The organism is Agaribacter flavus (genome assembly GCF_042646125.1).
GTDB classification, from domain to species: domain Bacteria; phylum Pseudomonadota; class Gammaproteobacteria; order Enterobacterales; family Alteromonadaceae; genus Glaciecola; species Glaciecola flavus.
Window position 1 is genome coordinate 360,307 of record NZ_JBHRSW010000004.1, and the last position, 14,720, is coordinate 375,026.

Sequence of the window (14,720 nt, forward strand, 5' to 3'; positions counted from 1 at the left end):
AGGATAAGGCCGGCTAGAATCAAAATCAGGTATAGAACTGTTTACTTGAATAAAAATACTGTATATATTATCAGTATTCTATATTTGGGTTGCGTTCATGTTAGTTCATCTTGATATCAAAAATTTAACGGTTGTCAAACAAGTAGCGATAAGTGTCCAGCGTGGACTCACCGCTATCACCGGAGAGACCGGCGCAGGTAAATCTATCGCCTTAGATGCTTTAGGTCTGTGTTTAGGTAGCCGCGCGGATTCGGGTATTGTCAGGCAAGGGGCAGAAAAAAGTGAAATCGTCGCGCATTTTGATATTGCTAGCTTAGCACATGCTCAACAATGGCTATGTGAACACGAATTATCGCAAGATGACAGCAATGACGAATGCTTTATTCGCAGGGTTGTTAGCAGTGAGGGTCGCTCAAAAGCATTTATTAATGGTATCCCAGTCAATTTAAACCAACTAAAAAGTTTTGGAAAAATGCTGGTTAATATACATGGCCAACACGATCACCATGCCCTTTTTAAACACGATACTCAAATGCAGATGCTTGACGCCTATGCGCGACAAAGTGCTTTGTTAGAAAAATTAAAATCGGCTTACAAGCAATACAAAGACTTAGCGACTACCCTAGAAGATCTTAAAAATCAGCAACAACAACGCAGCGATAGAGTAAACCTACTAGAATATCAAGTAAATGAACTCGAAGAATTTGCAGTAACAGAAGATGAATTCCCTCATTTAGAAGCCGAATTCAAACGCCTAAACAGCCTACAAAGCTTGATTGAATCCAGTGACAAAGCCTGTTACTTGCTAAAAGATGGCGAACCCGCAAGTGCGCTCGATTTGTTAAGTCATGCCGCTAAGGAAATTCAAGCGCAAATCGACACTGATCAGCAACTCGAAGAAGCGTATGAAATGATGCAAAATGCCATTATTCAAGCACAAGAGGCATACAGTGAATTGGATCGTTACCGAAATAATGATCAAGCCGATCCAGAGAGAGTGCTGCACATTGAAAATCGCTACAGTCAATATTTAGAACTAGCCAGAAAACACGGTACCGCTCCAGAAAATCTATATCTTAGCTTTGTGGCCTTGTCAGAAGAATTACACACGCTAAAAAAACAGGAAGCGGATTTAGATACCATCCAAGAGGACACGAAACAAGCACTCACCCACTACTGGGAAATTGCGCGCAAAGTCAGTTTGGCGAGAGTATCGGCCGCAAAACGGATGTCCAAAGAGATAGAAGAAAGTATAAGACAGCTAAACATGCGGTATGCGGTAGTAGATATAGATGTTACTTTTTCGGAAGACAAAGCAGTAAGTGCCGTCGGCAACGATACCATTGATTTCAAAGTTTCAGTTAACCCTGGTCAGACGCCTGACAGTCTGGAAAAGGTTGTATCTGGTGGAGAGCTATCGCGCATTGGTTTGGTCTTGCAAGTGATTTACTCTCGAAATCACCAAATACCCACGCTCATTTTTGATGAAGTGGACACAGGCATTAGTGGACAAACTGCTTCAGTAGTTGGAAAGCTATTAAGGCAATTAGGAGAGCAAAGCCAAGTGGTCAGTGTCACGCATTTACCGCAAGTGGCTGCTCAAGCACATAACCAACTATTTGTGAATAAAATCACCGATGGCCAAACAACAGAGACAACGGTGCTTAAGCTCACGAAGGCGGATCGTGTAAACGAAATCGCGCGCTTGCTTGCCGGAGACGCATTGACAGACAGCGCAATTAAAAATGCTAGGGAACTCTTAAAAAGTTGAATGGTCGAAGACTCAAAGGTAATATCCGATCTCAATTGTAATTAAGTGGACAAAGAATGAAATTAGTTGCTGTATTAGTTGTTGCTGCGTTTATGGCAGGATGCTCAAACTGGATTTACAGAATAGACATTCCTCAAGGAAACTTTCTCGAACAAAAAGATGTCAATCAACTGCGCGTATCCATGACTCAAGAGCAAGTACGTTTTGTACTGGGTAACCCAGTAGTGCAAGATAGTTTTGATAACTCGACTTGGTACTACGTTTACGATATGAAGCGCGGTATGAAAAAGCGCGGAGAAGATTTCAGAAAGGAACTAGTGTTAAAATTTGACGATGGTCGTTTAAGCTCCATGTCTGGTGATTTTGAAACCCCCGAAGAATTCGAAATCCCGCTAGAAGGTTAGTTGCCTCTACAAAAAATAACTGCCCCAAAAGCTTAGTGAAAAAAACAGACTGAACCATAAGGTTTCGTCTACTAATGAGGCCTTGAAACCACGATTGACAAAAACAAAGAAAATCACAAGCCCTCTTTATGCTGAGGGGCTGCTTCACATACTAGAGCGATCTTTTCGTTATAAGGGGAGACAGCAATTCGGCTAACACTACGTTGACATGCTTCCCCCTCAATCAGTACCTTAGAATACACGGTACTTTCTATTCTTTTTCCTTGTACCAAAAAAGGCATTGCCACTAATGCGCCCTTGTCAGTCGTCAACAATTCCGCACTAGGCGTCCATGTAAAATATTTTGCTCCCTTAGGAAGCTTCGTTAGCACTTGACGCTCATTAGACAAGGCCGAATACCAACGCAAAATTAATGTGTCATCATTGCCTGAACGACTTGTCGTGTATGTATAGCCTCGAGTGTTGGGCATAGCATAAAGCGATGCACCAATGTTATTGTCAATCTCACTCGCTGTACCATCAGTATCACTGGGGTCTATTAGCAACAAACGATTGGGTTCACCGAGTACAAATAAGAAAACCTTGTCGTCTCTCGTCCATAAGTGATAACCAACCGGTTCGATACTTGGCGCAAGATGCTTAATTTTGTCCCCAGCAAAGCTAAACTGCCATAATTCTTGTTTACCCTCTTGATCAACTTTGACAACAGAAAAGCCGTCTCCATTGGGCATAGGCGTTGCCGAATACTCGCTGTCGGTAGACTGCGTGAGGTTACTTGTCTCTTTGCTTTGAAAGTCGTATCTAAATATATCGGTTTGTTGCCCAACCTGCTCAGTGTAATAAAGCGTGAAATCATCAAAAAAATACGGCTGATTGGTGTATGAATCTGTATGAGTAAGGCGCTCAAGATTGACTACACGTAAGCCCTTGTCGTCGCGTGTTAACTCCCCAACATAAATGTCTGATGCAGGGGGTGTTTGTGCAAAGCCAACACTCGTAAACACAAAACTTGTTAGCAACAATAAGGGCTTTATCTTGGTAGTCATACTTTTTATCGCCATACTTTAGCTAGTCACACTCCAATGCTACAACCGTATTTATCTGTCTGTACCTAACTTACGTTGGGCTTTGAAGCCGGAATAATTGGTGTGACGGACTGGACATCCTTATTTTGCGCATTGTGGCGGAGTACATGATCCATCAATACCAGTGCCAACATCGCCTCGGCTATAGGCACGGCTCGAATACCCACACAAGGATCGTGTCTGCCTTTTGTGATGATATCAGTAGACTTGCCATGAATATCCACACTTTCACCCGAAATACTAATGCTAGACGTCGGTTTTAATGCCATATGTACAAGGAGTTCTTGCCCTGTTGATATACCACCCAAAACACCACCAGCATGATTTGAGTGGAAGCCGTCTGGAGAAATTTCGTCTCGGTGTTCTGTGCCTTTTTGCGTCACAACATCAAAGCCGTCTCCCAACTCTACGCCCTTTACTGCATTTATTCCCATCATTGCATGCGCAATATCTGCATCTAAGCGATCAAATACCGGTTCACCCAAACCCACAGGCATATTTATGGCAGAAACACTTATCTTTGCACCGATTGAATTCCCTTCTTTCTTCAAGTCACGCATATACGCGTCTAAGGCATCCAATTTAGATTCGTCAGGACAGAAAAAAGGATTGGTATTGGTGACTGCATGATCGACTTTTTCAACGGCAATTGGGCCTAACTGAGATAAATAGCCCCTTATTTCAATCCCGTACACTTGCTTTAAGTACTTTTTAGCGATGCCACCCGCTGCAACTCTTATAGCTGTTTCTCGCGCTGACGATCTGCCACCACCGCGGTAATCTCTAAAGCCATATTTTTGCTGATAGGTGTAATCCGCGTGCCCTGGTCTAAAGCTTTCTTTAATCTTGGAATAATCTTGGCTCCGTTGGTCTGTATTATTAATCAGTAGACCAATACTCGTACCTGTTGTTTTACCTTCAAAAACGCCAGAAAGTATTTTCACTTCATCTTCTTCACGGCGCGCCGTAGTGTAACGTGACGTACCCGGTTTACGTCGATCTAAATCGTGCTGTAAATCATTTTCATCAAGTACCAAACCCGGAGGGCAGCCGTCAACTACCCCACCGATTGCTTTGCCATGACTCTCACCAAAGGTCGTCACGGTGAATAATTTGCCAAAGGTATTCCCCGACATATATCTGCTTACTCCAATTCATCTAGTATATCTTGCTGTGCCATGAGTTGCGCTTTACTGATAGCGAAAATACCACTGCCACCATTCGCTAACTGACACCATGTTACATGTAAACCTTTCATACGACGGTCAAAATTTACCTCGCTGTTACCGACTTCGACAAACAGCCAACCATCATCCCGCAAAAATTGCACCGCTTGAGACAAAATTTGTACGGTTAAATCGAGGCCATCAAAGCCCGAAGCAAGGGCATGTTCTGGCTCATGCAAATATTCATTTGGTAAATCTGCCATGTCTTCAGCATCCACATAAGGTGGATTGGCGACAATAATATCGTACTGCTGACCACTTAATGCACTAAACACATCTGAAGCTAGAGGGTAAACTCTTTGCTCCAGTTGATAATTTGCAATGTTAATCGATGTCACATCCAAAGCATCAGTATCAATATCTACTGCATCAACCATGGCTTCAGGAAAAGCATGCGCAAGAGCTATAGCAATGCAACCGCTTCCAGTACACATATCCAGAAGGTGCAAGGGCTCATCTTTGGCGGACAAAAAACTCGAAAAACCTTGGTTTATCAATTCAGCGAAAGGAGAGCGAGGGATAAGCACGCGCTCATCAACATAAAAAGGCATGCCGGCAAACCAAGCGGTATTACTAATATACGGCAAAGGAAGGGCTTCTTCGCTGCGTTTTCGTATCCAATCTAGTGCTTTGTGCTTTTCATCTTGGGTTAAGCTGGCATTGTACAAAATTTGCTTTTGCTCTGGCGCTAAGGTCAAAGGAAGCTGCAAACAAGTAAAAACTAACTGTTCCGCCTCGTCCCAAACATTATCGGTGCCATGACCAAAGTACACGCCGCTCGATTGCAATTGACTGATTGTATAACGCATCCAATCAACAACCGTCGTCAACTCATTCACGTTAGCAAGCGCGTGTTCTGCATTGTCAGCATCATTCATTGTTATGCATGAAACCTTGGTGTCGAATAGAAAGTGGCGGTATAATAATATGTATTCGACTTAAATTCGCTTAATTTACAGCATAAATGTGAAAAAAGTTCCGCAAAACGATGATTTTGAAAGCTTTGCCAGCCTATTCAAAGACACCAAACGTATAAAAAGCGATAAATACCTCGCGCCTCGCGCTTCAATGACTCAAAAAGCGGAAAGCTTGCATAAACGAAAACAAGCAATGCAAACAAAACAGCGCAATGCCTCTTTTGAGTTTTCAGACGGCTTTGAAGCCCACTTTGATGGCAACCAGTCTATGTTGTTTTGTCGCGACGAGCGCCACCGCGCACAAATAAAGGCACTCCGGCGCGGTGAATATGTACCCGAGCTAATTTTAGATCTACATGGTGTCAACCGCGAAGATGCCAAGCTAGAATTAGCCGCTGTTATTCAAGAAGCCTACGACAAACACCATGAATGTATAAATATTATTCACGGTGTCAGTGGCGGCGTTCTAAAGCAGCACGTTCCCAACTGGCTTGTTCAACACCCAAAAGTTATCGGCTTTCACCAAGCGCCCTTGGAATGGGGAGGGAAAGGCGCATTACTTGTATTAGTCGCCACAAGGCGCGACGAAAAACCTAATTGAGCATATGTTGCTGCCGTTTTTACGCGTTTTCTTTCACGTTTTTTAGAAACAACCAAACGTAATACATACAAATTGCCACAACGATAAAAATGCCCAAAATTGATCCCCACGCCACAGGATCACTCAACAATAGATCTAACATAACATGCCTCTTTCGGTTTTAAAAAAATAACATGGGTATTATTAGCTTTGTAAATAGCTACAGGCATGACCCAGATCAATAATAATCACGGCGAAACATATTCATCAAAAAAACATTGTTCTACATCAAACAATGACTAAAAGGCTTTTTATTTTGATTGTTTTTTGAACATTTGAAGCATATATAGAACAATTTTGTTAATTTATTTAACAAAACACTGGAAATCTGTACAAAAAAAGTTAAAAATTACACATAGATTGTAAACAATAAACAGTTTACTGGTTTACAGTTTTTTGGTGCTTTTGGTTACGGCGCACATAACTCAAAAACATCGTGTCACCCAAACAGGTGATATTTATGACCAGAGCCACCGCATTCTACTATCCATTTTTCCAGCTAAATTAAGCTATGGGGACGCAAATGAAAAAGAATAGATTTAAACTTAACGCTATCGCAGCATCTTTAATGGTTGCTGGCGCTGGGCTAGCCACTGTATCAACGGCTAGCGCCCAAGACAGCGCGACTAGTGATGACAATATCGAAGTAATCAACGTCTCGGGTATTCGTGGCTCTCTTGCAAGCTCAGCCAACATTAAACGTGAAGCTGTCGGTGTTGTAGATGCGATAACCGCAGAAGACATTGGTAAGTTTCCTGATACTAACCTAGCCGAATCATTACAACGGATTACAGGTGTGTCTATTGACCGCACCAACAACGAAGGTAATGCAGTCAGTGTGCGTGGTTTTGGACCAGGCTTTAACTTAGTGACACTCAACGGCAGGCAAATGCCTACCTCATCGGTACTTGGTCCTGCAAGAAGTTTTAACTTCCGTGAAATAGCGGCTGAAGCGGTAAAAGGTGTACAAGTAGCGAAAACAGGTAAAGCGAATGTAACAGGTGGCGGTATTGGCGCTACAATTAACATTCAAACGGCTAAACCTTTTGATTATGGCGAGTTTAAAGCATTTGCAAGTGCTCAAGGTGTAGTAGACACGAGTGTAGATTTAGGTAGCTCTGTTACACCAGAACTATCTGGTATGGTGAGCAACGTGTTTATGGATGGCAAATTTGGTGTGCTGTTATCCTTGTCTCATTCTGAACGTGATTCTGGTAGAGACCGTGTGGGTACCGATGGTTGGGTGCGCAACAGAGGTGGTGCTGTTACTGGTGCACAAATCGACACAACTGCGATTGACACATCCAACAACCCTTCTCAGTCTTATTGGCTACCGTGGACTGCGGTAACAGAGCGTTTCGACACCGAGCGCGATCGTCTAAATGGCCAATTGGTTTTACAAGCCGCGCCTACCGATGATTTGGTTATTACTGCAGACTACACGCTAACTCGCTTTGAAGAAACAAGTACTACCAATCGTTCTGCGTACTGGTTTGACAATCCATTCGGTACGACTGATGAAAACGGTACGGTAGTTAATATTTTTGATCCAGACGACGAGTTAAACTTTTGGGCATGGGAGTATTTTGAACGCAAAGAAAATGACTCCATCGGCCTAAATGTCGAATGGCAAGCAACTGAAAGCTTAAGTTTTAACATTGATTTTCATGATTCTGATTCAGTCTCTAATCCTGACGACGATCAAATATATGAACACCTTGCCAACTTAAAAAACCCGAAATTTCCACGTGTAGACGAGCAAGGCAACCCTGTGCTCGATGCTAACGGTAACCAAATACAAGACGGCGTTGATATCGGTGCTAATTTTACGGGTGAAATACCATCCATATTTGTAGATGACACCAGAATTCCAGGTTCGGCTTACGACAGAAATAACTTAGTATCTGACTTGTATCAGCGCCGCGGCTTTAAGATGGAAAACAATATCCAGCAGCTAAGATTGGATGGTATTTGGGAAAATCTAGAAGACGGTGCGCTAACCGCTATTAACTTTGGTTTCCAACAGACAAAAGTTGAAGTAGATACGGCAAGACGGGGCGAATTTGGTTTTGTTAACATCCCACTAGGATCGCTTGATATAACCACTCGCCCAATCGGTGATGCTGCAGACCAATTCCCAGGCCAAGAGAACCTATTCCCAGTTTTCTTACGTTATGACGCGAGTGATTTTATTGATATTGTTACTGCGGAAGGGCAATTAACCAATCCAAACATATCAGAAAACGGTGTAACTGAAGAAACTGACGCTCTTTATGTGAGTTTTGATTTCGAAACTGAGTTTAACGAGCTGCCAGTTAACTTGAATGTTGGCGTGAGATATGAGGATACGGACGTATCATCCTTTACCGTGGCGCAAGGTATTCAAGCTTTGAATTTCCGTAACGACCAAGAACTTCAAGTAATATTCGATGGGGTTGAAGCCGAGCAAAGTATCAGCGGTGGTTATACTCGAGTTTTGCCAAACTTTGACTTTAGCATGGAAGTGACTGAAGACATTGTTACCCGTTTCTCATACAGCAGCACTATCGGTAAACCTGGACTAGGTTTCTTATTCCCTGGAACAAATCTCAACGCGCCGCGCCCAAGAGGTCCGTTTAGAGCCAGTCAGGGTAATCCAAACCTATTGCCACTTACATCAGACAATTTCGACTTGTCACTTGAATGGTATGGTGATGACGGTAGTACAGTGTCAGTAACATACTTCAGAAAATACGTTGAAAACTTCATCGTACAAGCTGACGAGCAACGTCAACTTACCTTCGTAGATGGCACGCCAATTACAAACCCAGCACCTGGCGCTGTAGGCAGAGCAGGCTGTCCTGACGCTGCAGATCCACCTAACTCTGCATGTTTGAGCCGTCCTACGGATCCCGTTATTGATTGGGAGGTAAATACACCAGTAAACCAAGAAGACAGAGTGGTAGACGGCTGGGAGTTGAACGCACAGTACTTCTTTGGCGAAACAGGCTTTGGCGCAGTAGCTAACTTTACCTTAGTGAATGTTGACCAAGACTTTGACCCCTTCCAGTTTAGCCAATCGTTTTCACTACCTGGCTTGAGTGATTCCGGCAACTTGGTTGGTTTTTATGAAAAAGATCAATACCAAGTACGCTTAGCTTACAACTGGCGTGATGAATTTATTCAATCTGCGGGTACAGAGCCGGTGTTTGTCGAGTCATACGGGCAGTGGGACTTAAGTGCAAGCTATGATATCAATGACAACGTATCGGTGTTTATTGATGCCATTAACCTTACAGATGAAACCACGCGTCGATTTGCTCGCTTCCAACGCCAATTATTGGATGCTGAGCAGTATGGTCCTCGCTACAACATAGGTGTCAACGTTAAGTTTTAAAAACTAAGTTCTAAAAACTTTACATAAGCATCACAATAAAATAGTAAAAGCCGCCGCAATGGCGGCTTTTATGTTTAACCTTTCAGGCAAATTCCATTAATATACAAATACTATCCAAACGAAAAATAAACGGCTAAGCATATGAAAACGCAGATAAAAGACATTGTAATTGTCGGAGGTGGCACTGCAGGCTGGTTAACCGCGGGCACCATTGCAGCTAAGCTGAAAAAAGACAAAAAATCAGGCTTTACTGTCACCTTAATTGAATCACCTGATGTACCAATAATTGGTGTAGGCGAAGGGACTTGGCCGACAATGCGTCGAACACTTCGCGCGATGGGTATCCGCGAAACCGACTTTATCAAAGCCTGTAATGTATCATTCAAACAAGGGGCAAAATTTGCCAAGTGGGTAAGTGGCAAAGACGATGATTTTTATTATCACCCACTTGTTCTGCCTCAAGACTTTGACAATACAAACCTGGCTGAACATTGGATATTGGGCGAAACTGAAGGTTCTTTTTCAGAAGCTGTGTGTGCGCAGGAATATCTTTGTGAACAGGGGCTGGCGCCAAAACAAATCGCGACAGCCGAATATGCCAGTATTGCAAACTACGCTTACCACTTGGATGCTGGACAATTTTCTGTATTCATTCAGGAACATTGCGTAAATAAGCTAGGGGTTAGGCACATCCTCGACCATGTCAGCAAAGTAAATAATGCTGAAGACGGTGACATCAGCTCGCTTAGCACAAAACAAAATGGAGAGTTAAAGGGGGACTTGTTCATTGACTGTACCGGATTTAAATCCTTACTCCTTGGCGAAAACCAACAGGTGCCTTTTAAATCATGTCAGGACATCCTGTTTGTGGATAAAGCCATTGCTGTGCACGTGCCTTATGCTGATGATTCGAGTCCTATTGCTTCGCATACTATTTCTACGGCGCAATCTGCAGGTTGGATTTGGGACATAGGCTTATCCACTCGTCGAGGGGTTGGGCACGTATATTCAAGTAAGTATATCGACAAAGACACGGCCCTCAAGGAATTAAAAGACTATATAAGGCCGAGCTGCGAGAATGTGGATGCCTTGAGTTATAGAGAAATCGATATCAAAGCCGGACACCGAGAAATATTTTGGAAGCGCAATTGCGTCGCCGTCGGTTTATCAGCCGGTTTTTTGGAACCCCTAGAAGCATCAGCCTTGCTATTGGTAGAAATATCGGCAGAAATGATTTCCGAGCAACTGCCAGCCAATAGAGCCGCTATGGATATTGTCGCCAAGCGCTTTAATAAGACCTTTTTATACCGATGGGCCTGTATCATTGATTTTCTAAAACTACATTACATGCTCAATCAAAGAAACGACAATCAATTTTGGATTGATCACCGCGATCCAAAGACCATACCTGATAGCCTTACAGAATTGCTAACTCTCTGGAAACACAAAACGCCATGGCACGAAGATTTCGAATATTCACGAGAAGTTTTCCCAGCAGCAAGTTACCAGTACGTTCTATACGGCATGGGTTTTAAAACAGAAGCGAGTCATTTAGGTCTATCAGAATCAAGTCACGAGAGAGCATCAAAGTTATTCAAAAAGAATGCCCTTGAAACTCAAAAACTAGTATCCTCGTTACCAACAAACAGAGAGCTACTGAAAAAAATACATCAGTACGGCTTACAACCGATTTAAGGAATGCAACTTGTTAGCACAAACACTTTTAAATCCAAAAGAACATAAAAACCTAAAAGTCATTACGTCTCGCGGTGAAAAATACGGCGAGAATGTGAATACAATACCCGTAATTGCAGACGAGCTTCGTTCTCTCGTCACAGAATATCCTGTTTGCATACTAAAAGACCCCAACACGGGGCAATTTGCCCTTCATGCCCTAACGGGTTTTGACGCGGGTGAAAACTTAATGCTAGAAGGCGACACATGGCACGCTAGCTATGTTCCATTGCATGTGTTGCGCCAACCATTCATGATTGGTATTCGAGATAAAGAGGGCAGCAAGCCTACGCCTGACAACACCGTTGTCACGATTCAACTTGAACACAAACGCGTCACTGATGAAGGTGGTGAAGCCTTGTTCGATGAAGATGGCAATGCCACAGACTATCTTAAAAAAACCACAAATTTGCTGGGTGCATTATTACAAGGTTTAACGACAACCAGTACCTTTTTGGACGCCCTAGTAAAAGAAGAGCTACTCGAACAACTCCAGTTAACAGTCAACTTGAAAAATGGCGATAAGAAAAACTTCCAAGGCTTTTACGGCATAAATGAAGAAAAGCTCGCATCACTTAAAGGCGAAGCATTGGAAAAATTCCATAGCTTGGGATATCTGCAGGCTTGTCATATGCTGATCGCTTCTTTTGGCAATATTCAAAAGCTGATCAAGTTGAAAAATGCATCCTTGTAATCCCTTGCATAAGGCCAATTGATATTGGCCTTTCGGCGTGAATTTGTGCTATTGCTGTGGGGAATGGTTACTTAGTATCAAAATTTGTTTTTCATGGACGAAAAACTAAAGCGTATATGGATATACTTGCAGCGGTTTTGGTACTAAGTAACCATTCCCATTCCTCACAGCAATAGCATAAAATCACGCCCTATAACCAACTTAGGTATCAATTCTTAAATGAAATTCAAGCAAAATAATCTAAACTGATAATCAGCTAAATAAGCGCCAAAACCAACTTTTTTGCAATTCTTTTTCGCAAGTTTTGAGCTGTGTAGCGTAGCGTTTTGAACGCTTGTCTACTTTTACTGCTACCTTCTGTAACCACGCCTTTTTCTTGTATGACTTGCGCTTATATCCGCCCCAGCCTTCGTGATAATTAAGGTACTGCGCACCTGCATCCCACTTTGATATTCTATTTATCTTATGAGTTTTGCTGATGAACCAACCCATAAAATCGATAGCATCGTCAAAATCATCGCGAGCCGCAAAGCGATTACCCGTTTCTTTCTTGTAATCTTGCCAAGTCATAGTTTTCGCCTGCGCATAACCATAAGCACTGCTCACTCGCCCCCACGGTATCAATCCAAAAAATATGTAGTCACGTGGTGGCTTGGCGTTATGCCTGAATGAGCTTTCTTGATACATCATGGCCATAGGTACATGAATGGGTACGCCGTATTTGTCACGCATGTCTTCTGCTGCATCATACCAATCTCGTTTTTCTTCAAAGATTTTGCAGATGTTTTCCCGTTGCTCTGGAGGAGTAACCGAACAAGCACTTAAAGCAAAAACGAATATAAATGCGACACTAAAATATTTTTTGAATTTCTTTTGCATTATATTGAACTTTAAATCGCATGACACACTCCTAGTAATACATGTTTATGTTTCCCTAAGTGTGTTTTTACCCGTTGTGATTTTCCAACGGGTTTTTTTATGCCTGATAGAGCATTTACGCCTTAACGGTACTCTCAGCAAAATAGTCTCGAACAAATGTCGTAAAATCACAATCGTCCTGACTTTCAATCAGCATTTGTTTTTGTTTTGAAACAGCCGATTGAGACATAAACGCTTGTTTTTCTATATATGTATAATCAATTTCAGAAAAAGACGCCGCATATTCCTTTGCTAACTCTAAGCCCAAAGCACTGTTGTCCACGTCGTTATCTTGCATGATACCAAGCAAGCGTCCAGAAAAAGTTAACTCAGGCTTATCGACTTTTTCAACTTCAGATAATAGGGCCTGAGTATAGAGCGAGGTGTTGTTTACCTCGTCAAGAATACCCGCCACCGATTTAATATCTTGCATGAGCTCAGAAGCAACCGATTTAAGTGACTTTTCACCTTGCGACGTATATAACATAGCTAGGGGATCGCGACCTTGCAAAACCACAGTATTCAAGTTTTGCTTACTCAACACATGGTCTTCGTCGCTAAAATACGGTGAAGGAGCTACCAAACAATAGACGAGCAAAGCGTCAATAAAGCGGATTTGCTGCTCGTCGATGCCTATTTGTGAAAATGGATTGACGTCCAAGCCTCTCACTTCAAGATAGCTAACACCGCGTCTTTCCAAAGCATCAGTTGGTTTTTCTAAATATTGTGCCACTTGTTTTGGCCGTATTGGCGCGTATAGCTCGTTTTCTATTTGTAGTACATTGGTATTGAGTTGTTCCCATTCTCCGCCTTGCCCAGCTTTAATTTTTTCATATTGTGCTGCGGGCATATTAATCGCTTTTCGCACAGAGCCAACATAGTTATCTAAGCTATCCGTGCAAATTTTTAAGTCTGCTTGCGCCGAACTCGTATAACCCAAATCACTCATGCGCAAAGACGTAGCATAAGGTAAATAAAGGGTTCCCTTACCTAACTTTTTAAAGTCATGTTTGGTTTTTCTGTGGGCGATAAACGAACCGCACAAAGCAGGCGAGGCACCAAATAAATAGGGGATCAGCCAAGAGACACGGCGAAAGTTTCGCAGCAAGGCAAAATACTGCTCGGATATTGTATTCTTGTTTACTTCAAGTCCTAAGGCCGCACACCAATGTTGCCAAAAGGTATCCGGTAGTGAAAAGTTAAGGTGTACGCCAGAAATGACCTGCATCATACTGCCGTATCGGTTATGCAAGCCATGTCGATATGTTTCTTTCATTTTCGCGATATTAGAACTGCCATACCTTGCAATGGGTATGCGAGTGTTCGCATCAATAAAACAAGGCATACTCAGTGGCCACAAGCTTTCACCCTTGAGTGATTCATGGACAAACTTATGGATATCCGAAAGCTGCCCGATAGTTTTGCTTATGTCTGTTTCAGGCGGAGTAATGAACTCCATGAGCGATTCTGAAAAGTCGGTGGTGATCCACTCATGAGTCAGCGCGCTACCGAATGTGGGTGAATGAGGTGAAGTCGCCAATCCACCGCTTTCTGTTACTCTTAAGGCTTCGCGCTCAACACCGTGCTTTATTCCACGCAAACTTGCGCCAATTTCGCTATGTTTTAACAAACTTAAACGTAAAGCAAAATCACCATTTTTATAATTGTGTGTCATTCAAAATTCCAGTTGAGTGAAAGCATTACTCATAAAAACTTCTTGAGTTATCACGGTGTGATTATAGTTGGGAACACCTTCTTTTTGTCGCACAACCACTGCGAGTATATCCATATACGCTTTGATTTTTCATCCATGAAAAACAAATTTTGCGACAAAAAGAAGGTGTTCCCAACTATAACCCCACCGTGCTTAAGTTATATATGGTAACAGGCATTTCTTTGCGTTTCTTCAGCTTTCGCTAGAGGCTGTTTATCTTATTGGAGTATATCAAGATGGA

Annotated in this window: 12 protein-coding genes; 6 read left to right on the top strand and 6 right to left on the bottom strand. The window is 42.5% G+C overall.

The features are described from left to right. The first annotated feature begins 97 nt into the window (after positions 1–97). Together recN and ACFOHL_RS01615 are read left to right on the top strand one after the other, a co-directional pair. Positions 98–1,771: a DNA repair protein RecN gene (recN, locus tag ACFOHL_RS01610; RefSeq protein ID WP_376918447.1), complete on the top strand. Its 1,674-nt coding sequence runs from the start codon at positions 98–100 to the stop codon at positions 1,769–1,771. A 56-nt stretch (positions 1,772–1,827) separates the two neighbouring features. Next, positions 1,828–2,175, top strand: coding sequence for an outer membrane protein assembly factor BamE (locus ACFOHL_RS01615; protein WP_376918448.1), 348 nt, complete (start codon positions 1,828–1,830; stop codon positions 2,173–2,175). Positions 2,176–2,288: 113 nt separating this feature from the next. Here ACFOHL_RS01615 and ACFOHL_RS01620 read toward each other — a convergent pair whose 3' ends face one another. The 3 genes from ACFOHL_RS01620 to prmB all read right to left on the bottom strand — a co-directional run bounded on the left by ACFOHL_RS01620 (position 2,289) and on the right by prmB (position 5,364). After that, on the bottom strand, positions 2,289–3,221 hold the full coding sequence (locus tag ACFOHL_RS01620; RefSeq protein ID WP_376918449.1) for a TolB family protein: 933 nt from the start codon (positions 3,219–3,221) through the stop codon (positions 2,289–2,291). A 65-nt stretch (positions 3,222–3,286) separates the two neighbouring features. After that, positions 3,287–4,396 (bottom strand): chorismate synthase, encoded by a 1,110-nt coding sequence (gene aroC, locus ACFOHL_RS01625; RefSeq protein WP_376918450.1) that lies wholly within the window; start codon positions 4,394–4,396, stop codon positions 3,287–3,289. Between the two features lie 8 nt (positions 4,397–4,404). Next, complete coding sequence (gene prmB, locus ACFOHL_RS01630; RefSeq protein WP_376918451.1) at positions 4,405–5,364, bottom strand: 50S ribosomal protein L3 N(5)-glutamine methyltransferase; 960 nt, start codon at positions 5,362–5,364, stop codon at positions 4,405–4,407. Positions 5,365–5,452: 88 nt separating this feature from the next. On the opposite strand from prmB, the gene smrB reads away from it, so the two are divergent. Beyond that, positions 5,453–6,004 (top strand): endonuclease SmrB, encoded by a 552-nt coding sequence (smrB, locus tag ACFOHL_RS01635; RefSeq protein ID WP_376918452.1) that lies wholly within the window; start codon positions 5,453–5,455, stop codon positions 6,002–6,004. A gap of 19 nt (positions 6,005–6,023) precedes the next feature. On the opposite strand, the gene ACFOHL_RS01640 is transcribed toward smrB, so the two are convergent. Continuing rightward, positions 6,024–6,146, bottom strand: a complete 123-nt coding sequence (locus ACFOHL_RS01640) for a DUF3149 domain-containing protein (protein WP_376918453.1) — start codon at positions 6,144–6,146, stop codon at positions 6,024–6,026. Between the two features lie 420 nt (positions 6,147–6,566). Here ACFOHL_RS01640 and ACFOHL_RS01645 point away from each other — a divergent pair, with 420 nt between their 5' ends. The 3 genes from ACFOHL_RS01645 to ACFOHL_RS01655 all read left to right on the top strand — a co-directional run bounded on the left by ACFOHL_RS01645 (position 6,567) and on the right by ACFOHL_RS01655 (position 11,847). Then, positions 6,567–9,419 carry a TonB-dependent receptor gene (locus ACFOHL_RS01645; protein WP_376918454.1) on the top strand — a complete coding sequence of 951 codons (2,853 nt, stop codon included), beginning with the start codon at positions 6,567–6,569 and terminating at the stop codon, positions 9,417–9,419. Between the two features lie 141 nt (positions 9,420–9,560). Beyond that, positions 9,561–11,114, top strand: coding sequence for a tryptophan halogenase family protein (locus ACFOHL_RS01650; RefSeq protein WP_376918455.1), 1,554 nt, complete (start codon positions 9,561–9,563; stop codon positions 11,112–11,114). A gap of 10 nt (positions 11,115–11,124) precedes the next feature. Then, the gene (locus ACFOHL_RS01655; RefSeq protein WP_376918456.1) at positions 11,125–11,847 is read left to right on the top strand and encodes a SapC family protein; all 723 of its coding nucleotides are present in this window, start codon (positions 11,125–11,127) and stop codon (positions 11,845–11,847) included. Between the two features lie 252 nt (positions 11,848–12,099). On the opposite strand, the gene ACFOHL_RS01660 is transcribed toward ACFOHL_RS01655, so the two are convergent. Beyond that, positions 12,100–12,726 (bottom strand): transglycosylase SLT domain-containing protein, encoded by a 627-nt coding sequence (locus ACFOHL_RS01660; protein ID WP_376918457.1) that lies wholly within the window; start codon positions 12,724–12,726, stop codon positions 12,100–12,102. A 115-nt stretch (positions 12,727–12,841) separates the two neighbouring features. After that, complete coding sequence (gshA, locus tag ACFOHL_RS01665) at positions 12,842–14,440, bottom strand: glutamate--cysteine ligase (protein WP_376918458.1); 1,599 nt, start codon at positions 14,438–14,440, stop codon at positions 12,842–12,844. Positions 14,441–14,720 lie beyond the last annotated feature (280 nt).